The organism is Stenotrophomonas sp. 71799_Sma, from assembly GCF_056482505.1.
This window is the reverse complement of record NZ_CM151202.1, coordinates 637,232-652,225: the sequence shown is the minus strand read 5'-3', so window position 1 is coordinate 652,225 and position 14,994 is coordinate 637,232. Positions and strand designations below refer to the sequence as shown.

Below are 14,994 nucleotides of genomic sequence, written 5' to 3'. Positions count from 1 at the left end.
AAGCACATCACTATTTCACGTGTTTATGAAATGATTTTGTTATGCATGCGTGACGATTCCTCGACGCATGAAAATGCATGTAACTAGCGGTCGCGACTGGAGTTTCAAGCGCGCAAAGAAAAACCCGCCGATCAACGGCGGGTTTTTCCATACGCGATGGCATTGAGGCCTGCGCGATGCAGTGCGATCAGCCGCACCACACCCGCGCGTTGCGGAACATGCGCATCCACGGCGAGTCACCCTGCCACTCGGCCGGAGCCCAGCTCAGGTTGAGCGCGCGCGGGGTGCGCTCCGGGTGCGGCATCATGATGGTGACGCGGCCGTCGCTGCTGGTCAGGCCGGTGATGCCGTCCGGCGAACCGTTCGGGTTCAGCGGGTACTGGCTGGCGACGTTGCCATTGCCGTCGATGTAGCGCAGCGAGACGCGTGCGGCGGCCTGGTCGACGGCGTTGTCGAACACGGCCTGGCCTTCGCCGTGCGCCACCGCTACCTGCAGGCGCGAGCCGGCCATGCCACGCAGCAGGATCGACGGCGATTCCACCACTTCCAGCAGCGCGGTGCGGGCTTCGAACTGCTCGCTGGCGTTGCGACGGAACTGCGGCCAGTGCTCGGCACCCGGGATGATGTTTTTCAGCTGGCTCATCATCTGGCAGCCGTTGCACACGCCCAGCGCAAAGCTGTCGTCGCGCGCGAAGAACGCGGCGAAGGCATCACGCAGTGCGCTGCGCTCCAGGATCGAGGTGGCCCAGCCACGGCCGGCACCGAGCACGTCGCCGTAGCTGAAGCCGCCGCAGGCGACCAGGCCGGTGAAGTCCTGCAGGGCCACGCGGCCTTCGATCAGGTCGCTCATGTGCACGTCGAACGCGCGGAAGCCGGCACGTTCGAAGGCGTTGGCCATTTCAATCTGGCCGTTCACGCCCTGCTCGCGCAGCACGGCCACGCGCGGGCGCGCACCGGTGCTGATGAACGGCGCCGCCACGTCTTCGTTGAGGTCGAAGCTGAGCTTCGGCTTCAGGCCCGGCGCATTGAAGGCACGGGCGACCTCGCGCTCGGCATCCGCGTTGGCCGGGTTGTCGCGGCGCTTCTGCATCGCGTGGGTGACCGACCACCAGGCGTCGAACAGCGCGTCCCAGCGCCACTCGGCCAGGTTCTCGCCACCCAGCGACACGCGCACCACCGGTGCGGTGGTCGGCTTGGCGATGCGCTGCGCGCACTCGGTCAGTGCATGGCGCTCGACCAGGTCGGCGAACGCTGCGCGGTCTTCGCGTGCGATCTGCACCACCGCGCCCAGCTCTTCGTTGAACAGGCTGCGGAATGGATCGTCGCCCCAGGCATCGAGGGTGATGTCCAGCCCCAGGCGCGACGTGAAGGCCATTTCGCACAGCGCGGCGAAGGCACCGCCGTCGCTGCGGTCGTGGTAGGCCAGCAGCAGGCCGGCCTGGCGCGCATCGCGGATCAGCTCGAAGAAGCCACGCAGGCGCTGCGGGTCGTCCAGATCCGGGGCAGCGCCGGCGAACGCCGGCAGGTCACCGTGGTCGGCATGCACCTGGGCCAGGATGGAACCGCCCAGGCGCTGCTTGCCGGCGCCAAGGCCGATCAGCCACAGCTCGCTTTCCACGTCGCGGTCGAGCAGCGGGGTCAGCTGCTGGCGCACATCGGCCACCGGCGCGAACGCCGAGATCACCAGCGACACCGGCGACACGCTCTTGTGCGCTTGGCCCTGGTCGTGCCACTGCGCCTGCATCGACAGCGAGTCCTTGCCCACCGGGATGCTGATGTCCAGCTGCGGGCACAGTTCCATGCCCACCGCCTTCACCGCGTCGTACAGCAGCGCGTCTTCGCCCGGGTGGCCGGCCGCGGCCATCCAGTTCGCCGACAGCTTGATCTCATCCAGCGCATCGACCGGGGCCGCGCACAGGTTGGTCAACGCTTCGCCCACCGCCATGCGTGCCGAAGCAGCGGCGTCGAGCAGGGCCAGCGGGGTGCGCTCGCCGATCGACATCGCTTCACCGGACACGCCGTCGAAGTCGGCCAGGGTGATCGCCACGTCGGCCACCGGCAGCTGCCACGGGCCGACCATCTGTTCGCGTGCGGTCAGGCCGCCGACGCTGCGGTCACCGATGGTGACCAGGAAGTTCTTCGAAGCGACCGTCGGGTGCGCCAGCACGCGAAGGCCGGCTTCCTGCAGGTCCAGGCCGCCGGTCTTCAGCGCTGGCCAGCGCGGGGCCGGCGGGTGCGCGGTGTCGCGGTGCATCTTCGGCGGCTTGCCGAACAGCACGTCCATCGGCAGATCAATCGGCGGATCGGCCGGGGTGTGGCCCGGCACGGCACCGTAGGCCACCACCAGGTGCTCCTCGGCAGTCGCCACGCCAACCGCGGCGAACGGGCAGCGCTCGCGGGCGCACAGTGCGGCGAACTCGGCCAGGCGCTCCTGGGCCACGCCCAGCACGTAGCGTTCCTGCGACTCGTTGCACCACAGCTGCATCGGCGACAGCGACGGATCATCGGTGGGCACCTTGCCCAGATCGATGACACCGCCGACCTTGGAGTCGTGCAGCAGTTCCGGGATGGCATTGGACAGGCCACCGGCACCGACGTCGTGGAAGAATTTGATCGGGTTGTTGGCGCCCATCGCCACGCAGCGGTCGATGACCTCCTGGCAGCGGCGTTCCATTTCCGGGTTGTCGCGCTGCACGCTGGCGAAGTCCAGGTCCTCGGCGCTCTCGCCGGAGGCCACCGAACTGGCGGCACCGCCGCCCAGGCCGATCAGCATCGCCGGACCGCCGAGCACAATGACCGCATCACCGGCCTGCAGCTGGATCTTGTCGACCTGCACGCGGTCGATCGCGCCGAGGCCACCGGCCAGCATGATCGGCTTGTCGTAGGCACGCACCAGATCGGCGCCTTCCGGCAGCTCGAAGCTGCGGAAGTAGCCGAGCAGGTTCGGGCGGCCGAACTCGTTGTTGAACGCTGCGCCGCCGAGCGGGCCGTCGGTCATGATTTCCAGCGCCGGTGCCATGCGCGGGTTCAGCGCGCGTGGCGCTTCCCACGGCTGCGGCAGCTCGGGAATGCGCAGGTGCGAGACCGAGAACCCGGACAGGCCCGCCTTCGGCTTGCCGCCGCGGCCGGTCGCGCCTTCGTCGCGGATCTCGCCGCCGTTGCCGGTCGATGCACCCGGGAACGGCGCGATCGCGGTCGGATGGTTATGCGTTTCCACCTTGATCTGGAACGCGCTGGGCACCTGCGGCTCGCGGCGGTATTCGCCGCTGGCCGGATCCGGGCGGTAACGCGACGCCGGATGGCCTTCGATCACCGCGGCATTGTCGCTGTACGCGCTGAGCGTGTGCTGCGGGGTCTGCTGGTGGGTGTTCTTGATCATCCGGAACAGCGAACGGTCCTGTTCCTGGCCGTCGATGGTCCAGCTGGCGTTGAAGATCTTGTGCCGGCAGTGCTCGGAATTGGCCTGCGCGAACATCATCAGCTCGACGTCGGACGGTGCGCGGCCGAGCGCGGTGAAGCGTTCGCGCAGGTAGTCGATCTCGTCCTGGGCCATGGCCAGGCCGAGGCGCTGGTTGGCAGCCTCCAGCTGGTCCACCGGCACGCGTTCCAGTTCACCGCGGGCCGGCGCCGAGAACAGCGCCTGGCCCTGTTCCACGGTCTCCAGCACCGACTGCGTCATCGGGTCGTGCAGCGCCTTGACCAGCGCCTGCTGGGCGGCGGCATCGGCCGGCCAGCCCTGCACGTCGATGCGCAGGCCCCGCTCGACCCGGCTGACCGGCTGCCCGGCACCACGGACCAGTTCGGTGGCCTTGCTCGACCACGGCGACAGCGTGCCCAGGCGCGGCACCACGATGCGGCTGACCGCGCCGTCGGCCACGGCCTCGGCCTGCGGCGCGGCTTCGAGGATGCGGCACAGGGTGGTCAGGTCGGGGGCGGCGCTGCCTTCGGGCTGCACGAAGTAGACGTGCCAGGCACCGCTGATGCGCAGGGAGGGAGCGATGGACTGCAGGCGGGATTCAAGACGTTCGCGGCGGAACGGCGACAGGGCGGGCGCGCCCTCGAGGACCATCATGTCCGGGGAACCGTAGTTGGGAAACGGGCCCGACATTGTACCGGAAGCGGGGGAAGGGCTTTGGCCGGGCGGCGCCCGGCACCCGCCGAAGCCAAGGCAACAGCAACAGCAACAGCAACGGCCAAGGCAACAGCAGGCATTCCGTGGGCTGGCGGGGTGGTGGGGGCCAGCAGGACACGCCGTAAACCCGTCCATGGGGGCTCGATGGCGCCATCCATGGCGCCAACGGTCCTGCTGGCCCCCACCACCCCGCCTTCGACAGATTTCCGCGATCTGCGGTAGATCCACGCCATGCGTGGATGCTCCCCGGTAATGCCGGCCGCTGGCCAGCAACTAGGGAACATCGGAAATCAGGCATTGAAGAGCGAAGCGACCGGCTTCTGCCTTTGATTTTCTGTTCTGTCTTTCGTGGCTGGCCGCGCAGGAACCTGTCAGGGGCCGGGTGGGTGGGCTGCGCAGGGGCGTAAGCGCCATGGATGGCGCGCCCGAGCCTCCAGGGATGGATTCACGGCGTCCCCTGCGCAGCCCACCCGCCCGGCCAAACCCCAGAAATCCGCTGTACGCGACCCACCCCAGCCACGAGGGGCTCCGCCGATGGCCGCCGACCGCGCGCAGCGCCGCTCTCCGCCAAATCCCCGAACCATGCACTCGCTCACGGATTGACCACACGATTGATGACAACGTTGTCCCTACCTGGTGCCGGACTCTCTCCCCGGCCTCCCAGGTACCTCCGTCCGGCCCCACCCGTCGCCTTCCCGGGCGACGCCCGGACCTGCGTCACGCGCGGCGCCATCGGGGCCCGCGCGCCCTTTGATCGGAGACTTACCCATGTACGACCCGATTGTGCGCAGTGCCGAACGTGCGACCCGAAGCTGTCGTCCCCGCCGCCTGGCCTGGCTGCTCGCCGTGGCCGCCGGTGCCGCTGCCCTGCCCGGCCTGGCGCAGGCCGCCAGCTGTGCCGGCGTGGCCCAGTGGGACCAGGCCAAGATCTACCGGGCCGGCGATACCCTGCAGAAAGGAGGCGTCCTCTATCGGGCGAACCAGGACATCTGGAACGCGCCGCCGGACCATCCGGCCGGTGCGCCCTACTACACCAACCTCGGTGCCTGCGATGGCAGCGGCAGCAACCAGCCGCCGGTGGTCAGCCTGACCTCGCCGGCCAACGGCGCCACCTTCAGCGCCGGCAGCACGGTCAACGTGACAGCCAACGCCAGTGATCCGGACGGCAGCGTCGCCAAGGTCGAATTCTTCCGCGATGGCAGCTCGCTGGGCGTGGCCACCAATGCGCCGTATGCGGCCAGCTGGGCCAATGCCAGCGCCGGCAGCCACACCCTGCGTGCAGTCGCGACCGACAACAACAACGCCACCACCAGCACCGCGACCATCACCATCACAGTCAACGCCGCCGGTGGCGATACCACCGCACCGAGTGTGCCGGGCGGGCTGGCGGTCGGCACCCGCACCGCCAACAGCATCGCGCTCAGCTGGAGCCCGTCCACCGACAACACCGGTGGCAGCGGCGTGGCCGGCTACGACGTGTACCGCAACGGCAGCCTGGTCGGTTCACCGTCCAGCGCCAGCTACATCGATGGCGGGCTGACTGCCTCCACCACCTACCGCTACCGGGTTCGTGCCCGCGACAACGCCGGCAACGCCTCGGCCCAGGGCACCGAGATCAGCGCCACTACGCTGGCCGGCGACGGCGGCACCACCGGCAAGCGGGTGATCGGTTACTTCACCCAGTGGGGCATCTACGGCCGCAACTACCGGGTCAAGAACATCGACAGCAGTGGCTCGGCCGCACGCCTGACCCACATCAACTACGCGTTCGGCAACGTGCGCAACAACCGTTGCGAAGTGGGCATCACCCAGCCGTCGGATCCGAACAGCGGTGCCGGTGGCGATGCCTTCGCCGACTACACCAAGGCCTTCAGTGCCGCCGAGAGCGTCAGCGGCAGCGCCGATACCTGGGACCAGCCGCTGCGCGGTAACAACTGGAACCAGCTCAAGCAGCTCAAGGCCAAGTACCCGGGCATGAAGGTGCTGATCTCGCTGGGTGGCTGGACCTGGTCGCGTGGTTTCTCCAGCGCGGCGCGTCCGGAAAACCGCCAGGCCTTCGTCGCCTCGTGCATCGACGCCTACATCAAGGGCAACCTGCCGGTGACCGACGGTGCCGGTGGCGCCGGTGCCGCACTGGGCGTGTTCGACGGCATCGACGTCGACTGGGAGTACCCGGTGGCCTGTGGCATCGAATGCGGCAAGCCGGAGGACAACGCCAACTTCACCGCGCTGATGGCCGAGTTCCGCCGCCAGCTCGATGCGGTGCGTCCGGGCCTGTTGCTGACGGTGGCGGTGGGTGCCGGCATCGACAAGATCCGCGTCACTGATCCGGCCGCGTACCACCCGTACCTGGACTACATCAACGTGATGACCTACGACTTCCACGGCGCGTGGGATGCGAAGACCAATCACCAGTCGGCGCTGTTCGATTCGCCGAATGATCCGTCCACCGGCGACCAGAAGCTGTACAACAGCAACGACGCCATCGAGGCCTTCATCAGCCGTGGCGTGCCCGCCGCCAAGCTCAACCTGGGCATCGGCTACTACGGGCGTGGCTGGACCGGTGTGGCCAACGCCAACAACGGCCTGTACCAGACCGCGACGGGTGCCGCACCGGGTACCTACGAGGCCGGCATCGAAGACTGGAAGGTGCTGAAGAACCTGGCGTGGCCGGGCTACACCGACAACACCGCCGGTGCCACCTGGATCTACAACGGCAGCACGCTGTGGAGCTTCGATACCCCGGCCAACATCACCCGCAAGATGGGTTACGTGAAGACCCAGGGCCTGGGCGGCGCGTTCGTCTGGGAGTTCAGCGGTGACGATGCGCAGGGCACGCTGACCAAGGCGGTCAGTGATGGCCTGAAATAAGCAAAAAGCCGGGGGCGCATTGTGCGCCCCTGGCCTCTGATCTGTAGCGCCGAGCCCATGCTCGGCTGATGGTCCCGCAGTCGAGCATACCTCGACGCTACGATTCCGCGTCAGCGCTTCTCGGACAGCTTGTCCAGCGCCGCACGCAGCTGCGCCGGCGGCAGGTAACCGCCCAGCTGGGTGCCATCCGGCGCGAAGATCGCCGGCGTGCCGTTCACGCCCAACTGCTGGCCCAGCGCGTACTGCATCGCCACCGGGTTGGTGCAGTTCTTGGCCGGCACACTGCCACCGCGCTTGGCGTTGGTCAGGGCCTGGCGGCGATCCGCTGCACACCAGACCGAAATCATGTCGGTGTAGTCCTTGCTGCCCAGGCCCATGCGCGGGAATGCCAGGTACTCGACCGAGATGCCGTTGCGGTTGAGTTCTGCGATGTCCTGATGCAGCTTGCGGCAGTAGCCGCACTCGATGTCGGTGAACACGCTGATGGTGTACTTGGCATTGGGCGCAGCGAATACGATGCGGTCGCCGTGGTTGGCCTTGGCCAGCAGATCGCGGCGGTAGCCCAGCAGGCCCTCGCTGTTGGCCGGGCCCTTGGCACGCGTGTCGTAGGGCTGCGACTGGAACAGGTAGCGGCCATCGTCGGACACGTACAGCAACTGGCCGGAGACCACGACCTCGCGGAAGCCGGGGAACGGCGCAGCACCGATGTAGTCCACCTGGAAGCCGGGATTCAGCGCGGTCAGCGCGGCGCGCACGGCCTGGTCGGCCGAAGCGTTGGCGGCCGGGGCGGCCTTGGCCGCAGCCGCGGCGGGTGCCTTGGCGGCCGGCGGAGCCGGCTGGGCGCAGGCGGTCAGGCTGAGCGCACCGAACACGGCGGCGATGGCAAATCGGAGCATGGAGCGATCCGCAACAGAAGAAGATCCCGGATTCTGACACAGCCACCAGAACCGGGCCGCGACGCCCGGCACGGCCCCGGGCAGCGATTCAGCCCGGCGCTCAGCCGCGCGGATGGTGGCGGGCGTGCAGCTTCTGCAGATGCTCGCGCGCCACCAGGGTGTAGATCTGGGTGGTCGACAAGGAACTGTGGCCGAGCAGCATCTGCAGCGCGCGCAGGTCGGCACCGCGGTTGAGCAGATGGGTGGCGAAACTGTGGCGCAGGCCATGCGGGCTGATCCGCGCCGGGTCGATGCCGGCCACCTGCGCGTGGCGCTTGACCAGGTGCCAGAACGCCTGCCGGGTCAGTGCATGCAACGTCGGCTCGATGAACAACGGGGTCTGCCCATCCGCCAGGGCATGCACTTTGCCCTTGCCGACCAGCTGCGGGCGCGACGCCTGCAGATAGCGCTCCAGCCAGTGCTGCGATTCCTCGCCCAGCGGCACCAGCCGCTCCTTGCTGCCCTTGCCCGTGACCCTCAGCACGCCCTGGCGCAGGTTGACTGCCGTGGCCGGTAGCAGCACCAGCTCGCTCACGCGCAGGCCGGCCGCATACATCAGCTCCAGCATGGCACGGTCGCGCAGGCCCAGCGGACTGTCGATGTCCGGCGACGCCAGCAGCGCGTCGATCTGGCTTTCGGCCAGCGCCTTCGGCAACAGCCGCGGCAGCTTCGGCGGGTCGAGCAGCGCACTGGGGTCTTCGCTGCGTTCGCCACGGCGCACGCCATCGGCGAAGAACGCCCGCAGCGCCGACAGCAGGCGCGCATTGCTGCGCGGCGACCAGCCATGCCGGGTGCGCCAGGCCAGATAGTCGAACAGCCCGGGACGTTCGATACCGGCCAGGCCACCGTCGCGTCCATCCATCCAGCGCGCCAGCCCTTCCAGGTCGCGCCGGTAGCTGTCGAGGGTGGCGCGGGCCAGGCCGTTCTCGGCCCAGATCGCATCGAGGAAGCGCTGGATGCGCGCGCTGTCGTCGGCGCGCAGCTCGGGCAGTTGCTGGACCAGCTGGCGGCGTTCGGCGGGGGTGGAAACAAGGGCCATGGGTGCAGGATACGAGGGCCACTGCGGGCACGGCCAGCTTTGCGTATGCTCGGCGCATGTCCCGCCCCGCCACCGACACGGCCCCTGCGGCCGCTACCGAAATGCCCCGCCCACGTGCCTTGTTGGCCTGGCGCGTGCTGGCGATGGTCTACGACGCACTGCCGGTGCTGGCGCTGTGGATGCTGGCCGGCACGCTGTTCACCCTCGCCTACACCTTCAGCGGCCACGCGCAGCGCGAGAACATCGCACCGTTCAGTGCCTGGCAGTGGCTGCTGTGGGCGGTGTGCTGGGGAATCACGGGGTGGTACGCCACGGCCAGCTGGCGCCGTGGCGGACAGACGCTGGGCATGCGACCGTGGCGGCTGAAACTGCTATCGAGCGATGGCACGCCGCTTCGGCGCGGCCAACTGTGGCTGCGCTTCGCGGCGGGCTCACTGTCGCTGCTGCTGGGTGGACTGGGGTTCTGGTGGGCATGGGTCGACCGCGACCGCCTGACCTGGCACGACCGCGCCAGCGGCACCCGCCTGATGCGCATGCCGAAGCAGTGATGCACCACGTGTAGAGCCGAGCATGGGCTCGGCTCTACACGATCAACGCAGCGATCAGCCAGCAGCTGCCGGGTCCGGCAGGATCACCGCCGGCTGCGTCCAGAGGTCGAAGAAGGCGGACGCAAACGCATTGGCCTGCACATCGTCAGCCACCGGCGACTGTCCGCTCAACTGCGCACGGGTCTTCACGAACTCCTGCCACAGTTTCAGGCTGGTCTTCTTCAGGCGCTTCTGCTCGCCTGCATCGGTTGCGGCAAGGTACTGCGCGTACAGCTCGCGCATCGGTTTGCCCTGGGCCTCATAGGCCGCCGGAAGCGGCGGCAGCTGGGCGGCAGTGAAAGCCACCGATGCTGCCGGCGGCCGGTAGCCATCCGGCCCGAAAGCCTCCTTCAGCTCGTCCCCGGCATCCAGGTATTCGAAGAAGCCAGGCACATTGTAGAGCTTGGTCCGGTAGTCGGACGAGGTATCCGGGCTGCTGGAGACCAACGTTTCAGGCAGCTCGCCCTTCAGTCCTGCGTCCCAACGGCGCGGAATGAAGAAGCCGGTCGCCTTCACGTAGGGACCCTCGATCTCCACATCGTTCAGTTCGATCTTCGATGCCAGGTTGCCGGTATTGGTTTTGCTGGTGACGTACTGCTCGGTGACGATCACGTACTCGGCCATGGCCGGGTTGATCAGCCCGCCGATCCCGTCGGCGTAGACAACCATGCGTACGCTGCCGATCTTCTCGCTCTGCAGCCGGTACTGGCCCGGCTCCAGGACCAGGGGCATGGAGGTGTGCGGCGGCAGGGTATGCACCTGCTGGTCGACCGACAAGGTCAGCGGTGCATCCGTCGGGTTGTCGATCTCGAAGTCGACGGTGGACCGGCTGCAGCCGGCAGAAAGCAGCACGGCCGCGATGTACGGCAGAAAGCGTTGGAAGCTCATGTTCGTCCTTGAAGTGAAACGGAAACAGCAGGGCCTTGCCCGGCTCCCTGGGAATCAACCCGATTTGCGCCGGAACAGCAATCCAGACACCGCCAGCATCACGATCGGTGGCAGCGCATAGGCAATGCGGTAATCGAACTTCAGCGCGCCGGCCATGCGCCCGAAGAACAGCTGCAGCAGCCAGAAGCCCAGCGCGAACAGGATGCCCAGGAACAGGCGCTTGCCCATGCCGCCGCTGCGCAGCGAGCCGAACGCGAACGGCACCGCCGCCAGGCACAGCGCCAGCACGTTCAACGGGTAGAACCAGCGGCTCCAGTACACGTCCTCGAAGTCACGCGCGTCCAGCCCGTTGCGCTGCCGGTAGGTGATGCTGGTGCTCAGTTCGGCGAGGCTGAGATTGCGCGGCTTGGCGATGCCGGTGGCCAATGCGGCCGCATCCAGCTTCGAATTCCACGGTTCGCGCGCGACTTCCTGGCGGGTCGCCGAGCGCTCGCCGAAGGTATCGCGACGTACCCCGGTCAGCACCCAGCCATCCCTGTCATGCTCGGCGGTGTCGGCATGGGTCAATGAGGCGATGCCCCCATTCTCGGCGATGCGGTACAGGCGCACGTCGCGCAGGATCAGGCGCGTGCCCTTGTCGCCGACCAGCTGCTCCTCGCCGCTCTGCGCGTTGAGGAAGGTATCGCCCTCGCGTGCCCACAGGCCCGAGTAGCGGCTGGTGGCGATATCCCGCCCCCACTTGGCGCTGGACTTCAACGCATCGGCGCGGTCCTGGCCCCAGGGGCCCAGGGTCTCGGCGCTGAACACCATCACCGCGGTCAGCAGCGACAGCGCGATCGCCACCGAAACGCTCAGGCGCTTGCGCGACAGGCCCAGCGCACGCAGCGCGGTCAGCTCCGAGGTCGCCGCCAGCTGGCCCAGGCCCATCAGTGCACCGATCACCGCGGCGGTGGGGAACATGGTGTAGGCGCGGCGTGGCACCGTGTACAGCACCCAGGCGGCGGCATGGCCCAGCGTGTAGCCGTTCTTGCCGATGTCCTTGAACTCGCCGGAGAACGCCATCACCACGTCCAGGCCAACCAGCACGGCCCAGGTCAGCAGCACCGTGGTGAACACCGACCGGCCCAGGTACAGGTCGAAACGCATCGGGCGCAGCCTCATGCGCGGGCTCCCTTCGGGCGGCCCAGGCGGCCATCACGTGCATACATCCAGATTGCCAGCGCCAGCAACGGCAGGGTCAACCACCACAGGCCAAGCGCAGGGGGGATCTTGCCGTTGGCGATCCAGCCGCTGCCGATGAACATCAGATTGGTGCCGACCATGTAGGCCATCAGCGCCAGCATCATGCGGCCGTAGCGCTGCTGGCGCGGCGAGCTGCGGCCCAGCGGCACGGTCAGCAGGGCGAACGCCAGCGCGATCAGCGGCGGCGCCAGGCGGCGGTGCAGCTGCGCCTGCGCCTGCGGACGCTCATCGCCGATCAGCTGCAGGGTCGGCATCAGTTCCGGGTCATCCTCGGTGCGGGTCTGCGCGCCATCGGGCAGGGCCACGTCATTGCGGGCAAAGGTCGCCAGGCGGTAGTCCAGGCCACCAGCCACCGGCCCTTCCACCTGGTGGCCGTCATCCAGCTCCAGGAAGCGCTGACGGGTGCCCTCGAAGAACATGCGGCCGCCATTGGCCGACACCACCTCCAGGCGGTCATCCTTCTGGCGCTGCAGGAACACCTTGCCCAGCTGGGTGCCATCGGGCGAGATCGAGGACATGTAGACCACGCCGCCATTGGGCAGCGGGGTGAAGCGGCCCGGCTCCAGACCGGCCATCAGCACGCTGCGGTTGGCCTCGATGATCATCTGCTCGGCCACCCGGCCGGCCCACGGGCCCAGCCACAGCGAGCAGGCGCCCACCAGTGCCACCACCGGCACCACCAGCATCAGCAGTGGCCGCAGCAGTCGCTTGGGGCCGACACCAATGGCGGTGATCACTGCCATTTCCGAGTCGCGGTACAGGCGCGCGATCGCCAGCAGCAGGCCCAGCATCAGCGCCAGCGGCAGGATCAGCGGCAGGTAGGCGATGAACTGCAGGCCCAGCTGCGAGAACAGCAGCTTGGCCGGCAGGCGCCCGTCGGCGATGTTGCCGAGGATGTCCACCAGCACGCCGCCCACGCTGACCACCAGCAGGACGATCAGGGTAGCCAGGAAACTCTGGACGAAATCGCCCAGCAGGTATCGGTCGAGCTTCAGCATGGGGCGGTGGTTTAAACTCTGGGGTTCGTTCGCGGTGCCGCCCAGTCTACTGTCTGGGCGTAAACGGCCTGCGATTGTACGGACTCGCCAATGGAATCTGCTCAATGGCCCTCGAATTCACCCTGAACCACGTTGCTCCGGCCGCCGCCACCGTCGATTGCCTGGTGGTTGGCGCGTATGCCGACCATACCCTGACCCCGGCCGCACAGGCCCTGGACGCCGCCAGCGGTGGCCGCCTGGCCGCCCTGGCCCAGCGCGGCGACCTGTCCGGCAAGACCGGCGCCACCACCCTGCTGCATGACCTGCCGGGCGTGACCGCCCCGCGCGTGCTGGTGGTCGGCCTGGGCGAAGCCGCCCGCTTCGGCGTGCCGCAGTACCTGAAGGCCGTCGGCGACGCCGTGCGCGCGCTGAAGGCCGGTGCTGCCCGCAGCGCACTGTTCACCCTGTCCGAAGTGGCGGTGAAGGACCGCGACGCGGCCTGGGCGATCCGCCAGGCGGTGATCGCCGCCGATCATGCCGCGTACCGCTACACCGCCACCCTGGGCAAGAAGAAGGCCGACGACGCCGGCCTGGCCCAGCTGGCCATCGCCGGTGACGACGCGCAGGCCCTGGCCCAGGGCCAGGCCATCGCCGCCGGTGTCGAGTTCGCCCGCGAACTGGGCAACCTGCCGCCGAACTACTGCACCCCGGCCCATCTGGCCGAGGTCGGCGTGAAGTTCGCCGGCGAGCACGATGGTGCCGAAGCCGAGATCCTCGACGAGACCCAGATGGAAGCGCTGGGCATGGGCTCGCTGCTGGCCGTGGCCCGTGGTTCGGCCAACCGCCCGCGCCTGGTCGTGCTGAAGTGGAACAATGGCGGCGACGCCAAGCCGTACGTGCTGGTCGGCAAGGGCATCACCTTCGATACCGGTGGCGTCAACCTGAAGACCCAGGGCGGCATCGAAGAGATGAAGTACGACATGTGCGGTGGCGCCAACGTCATCGGCACCTTCGTCGCTGCGGTCAAGGCCAAGCTGCCGCTGAACCTGGTGGTGGTGGTGCCGGCGGTGGAAAACGCCATCGACGGCAACGCCTACCGTCCGTCCGACGTGATCACCTCGATGTCGGGCAAGACCATCGAAGTGGGCAACACCGACGCCGAAGGCCGCCTGATCCTGTGCGACGCGCTGACCTACGCGCAGCGCTTCGAGCCGGCCGCGCTGGTCGACGTCGCCACCCTGACCGGTGCCTGCATGGTCGCCCTGGGCCACCAGACCGCCGGCCTGATGAGCAAGCACGACGACCTGGCCAACGAGCTGCTGGCCGCCGGCGAGCAGGTGTTCGACCGCGCCTGGCGCCTGCCGCTGTGGGACGAATACCAGCCGATGCTGGATTCGACCTTCGCCGACGTCTACAACATCGGCGGCCGCTGGGCCGGCGCGATCACCGCTGGCTGCTTCCTGTCGCGCTTCGCCGAAGGCCAGCGCTGGGCCCACCTGGACATCGCCGGCGTGGCCAGCGATGAAGGCAAGCGTGGCATGGCCACCGGCCGCCCGGTCGGCCTGCTGAGCCAGTGGCTGCTGGACCAGGCCGCCCGCGCCTGATGCCGTACCCGACCCTGGCCGGCCCCGCCGGCCAGGGCCTCGCCCGGCACTGCCGGGCCCCTGCCTGACCCGGACCCTGCCATGCCCCGCGCCGACTTCTACCTGATCGCCAAGCCCCGCTTCCTGACCGAGCCGTTGCGCCTGGTCTGCGAGCTGGCGCGCAAGGCCAACGACGCCGGGTTGTTCACCCTGGTGCTGGCCCGCGACCAGGCCCAGGCCGAGGAGCTGGACGAACTGCTGTGGGCGTTCGACAACGATGCCTACATCCCGCACCAGATCGCCGGCGAGGACATGGACGAGGAAGAAGCCCTGGTGCTGATCGCCGTGCCGGGCACCGAGGCACCGGCGCGCCCGCTGGTGATCAACCTGCGTGATGAACCCTGGCTGGGCGAGTGCGAGCGCGTGCTGGAAGTGGTTCCGGCCGACCCGGAAGCGCGCGAACCGCTGCGCGAACGCTGGCGCCAGTACAAGACCGCCGGTTACGACCTGAACAAGCACGACATGTAAGTCCAGCGAGGACCCCTTGATGCGCCTGTTGATCGCCCTGATTCTTCCCTGGCTGTCCTTCTTCACCATCGGCCGGCCGTTTGCCGGCATTGTCTGCCTGATCCTGCAGATCACCCTGATCGGCTGGCTGCCCGCCGCCATCTGGGCCGCCTACGCGGTCAGCCAGTACCACACCGACCAGAAGATCCGGCGCGCCCTCGGGCCGCGCTGAT

The 14,994-nt window shown here is 68.3% G+C and carries 11 protein-coding genes; 5 read left to right on the top strand and 6 right to left on the bottom strand.

Translation table 11 applies throughout. From position 1 onward, the window contains the following. Nucleotides 1-187 precede the first annotated feature (187 nt). Entirely contained in the window at nucleotides 188-4,072 is a 3,885-nt protein-coding gene (purL, locus tag ACZK4Z_RS02935) for a phosphoribosylformylglycinamidine synthase (RefSeq protein WP_478451178.1), read from the bottom strand. Between the two features lie 828 nt (nucleotides 4,073-4,900). Between purL and ACZK4Z_RS02930 the strand changes: the two genes are divergently transcribed. Next, the gene (locus ACZK4Z_RS02930; protein WP_478451177.1) at nucleotides 4,901-7,003 is read left to right on the top strand and encodes a glycosyl hydrolase family 18 protein; all 2,103 of its coding nucleotides are present in this window, start codon (nucleotides 4,901-4,903) and stop codon (nucleotides 7,001-7,003) included. A gap of 110 nt (nucleotides 7,004-7,113) precedes the next feature. Here the strand turns inward: ACZK4Z_RS02930 and ACZK4Z_RS02925 are convergent, their stop codons facing one another. Both ACZK4Z_RS02925 and xerD read right to left on the bottom strand, forming a co-directional pair. After that, nucleotides 7,114-7,899 (bottom strand): DsbC family protein, encoded by a 786-nt coding sequence (locus tag ACZK4Z_RS02925; protein WP_049424945.1) that lies wholly within the window; start codon nucleotides 7,897-7,899, stop codon nucleotides 7,114-7,116. 100 nt (nucleotides 7,900-7,999) lie between these two features. Further along, entirely contained in the window at nucleotides 8,000-8,977 is a 978-nt protein-coding gene (gene xerD, locus ACZK4Z_RS02920) for a site-specific tyrosine recombinase XerD (protein WP_180838730.1), read from the bottom strand. A gap of 56 nt (nucleotides 8,978-9,033) precedes the next feature. Here xerD and ACZK4Z_RS02915 point away from each other — a divergent pair, with 56 nt between their 5' ends. Next, complete coding sequence (locus ACZK4Z_RS02915) at nucleotides 9,034-9,525, top strand: RDD family protein (RefSeq protein WP_478451176.1); 492 nt, start codon at nucleotides 9,034-9,036, stop codon at nucleotides 9,523-9,525. Between the two features lie 54 nt (nucleotides 9,526-9,579). Here the strand turns inward: ACZK4Z_RS02915 and ACZK4Z_RS02910 are convergent, their stop codons facing one another. From ACZK4Z_RS02910 to lptF, 3 genes are read right to left on the bottom strand one after another with little or no spacing between them, the layout of a single operon-like run. After that, a complete protein-coding gene (locus tag ACZK4Z_RS02910) occupies nucleotides 9,580-10,452 on the bottom strand; it encodes a hypothetical protein (protein ID WP_478445420.1) in 873 nt (290 codons plus the stop codon). Nucleotides 10,453-10,506: 54 nt separating this feature from the next. Further along, entirely contained in the window at nucleotides 10,507-11,613 is a 1,107-nt protein-coding gene (gene lptG, locus ACZK4Z_RS02905; protein ID WP_125892552.1) for an LPS export ABC transporter permease LptG, read from the bottom strand. Then, complete coding sequence (lptF, locus tag ACZK4Z_RS02900) at nucleotides 11,610-12,692, bottom strand: LPS export ABC transporter permease LptF (protein ID WP_253143419.1); 1,083 nt, start codon at nucleotides 12,690-12,692, stop codon at nucleotides 11,610-11,612. The genes lptG and lptF overlap by 4 nt, the downstream gene beginning before the upstream one ends. 104 nt (nucleotides 12,693-12,796) lie before the next feature. Between lptF and ACZK4Z_RS02895 the strand changes: the two genes are divergently transcribed. The 3 genes from ACZK4Z_RS02895 (at nucleotide 12,797) to ACZK4Z_RS02885 (ending at nucleotide 14,993) form a co-directional block, all read left to right on the top strand. Continuing rightward, complete coding sequence (locus ACZK4Z_RS02895; protein WP_125892550.1) at nucleotides 12,797-14,275, top strand: leucyl aminopeptidase; 1,479 nt, start codon at nucleotides 12,797-12,799, stop codon at nucleotides 14,273-14,275. An 81-nt stretch (nucleotides 14,276-14,356) separates the two neighbouring features. After that, a complete protein-coding gene (locus ACZK4Z_RS02890) occupies nucleotides 14,357-14,782 on the top strand; it encodes a DNA polymerase III subunit chi (protein ID WP_032128006.1) in 426 nt (141 codons plus the stop codon). 19 nt (nucleotides 14,783-14,801) lie between these two features. Continuing rightward, on the top strand, nucleotides 14,802-14,993 hold the full coding sequence (locus tag ACZK4Z_RS02885) for a YqaE/Pmp3 family membrane protein (protein ID WP_012510005.1): 192 nt from the start codon (nucleotides 14,802-14,804) through the stop codon (nucleotides 14,991-14,993). The last annotated feature ends 1 nt before the right edge of the window (nucleotide 14,994 follow it).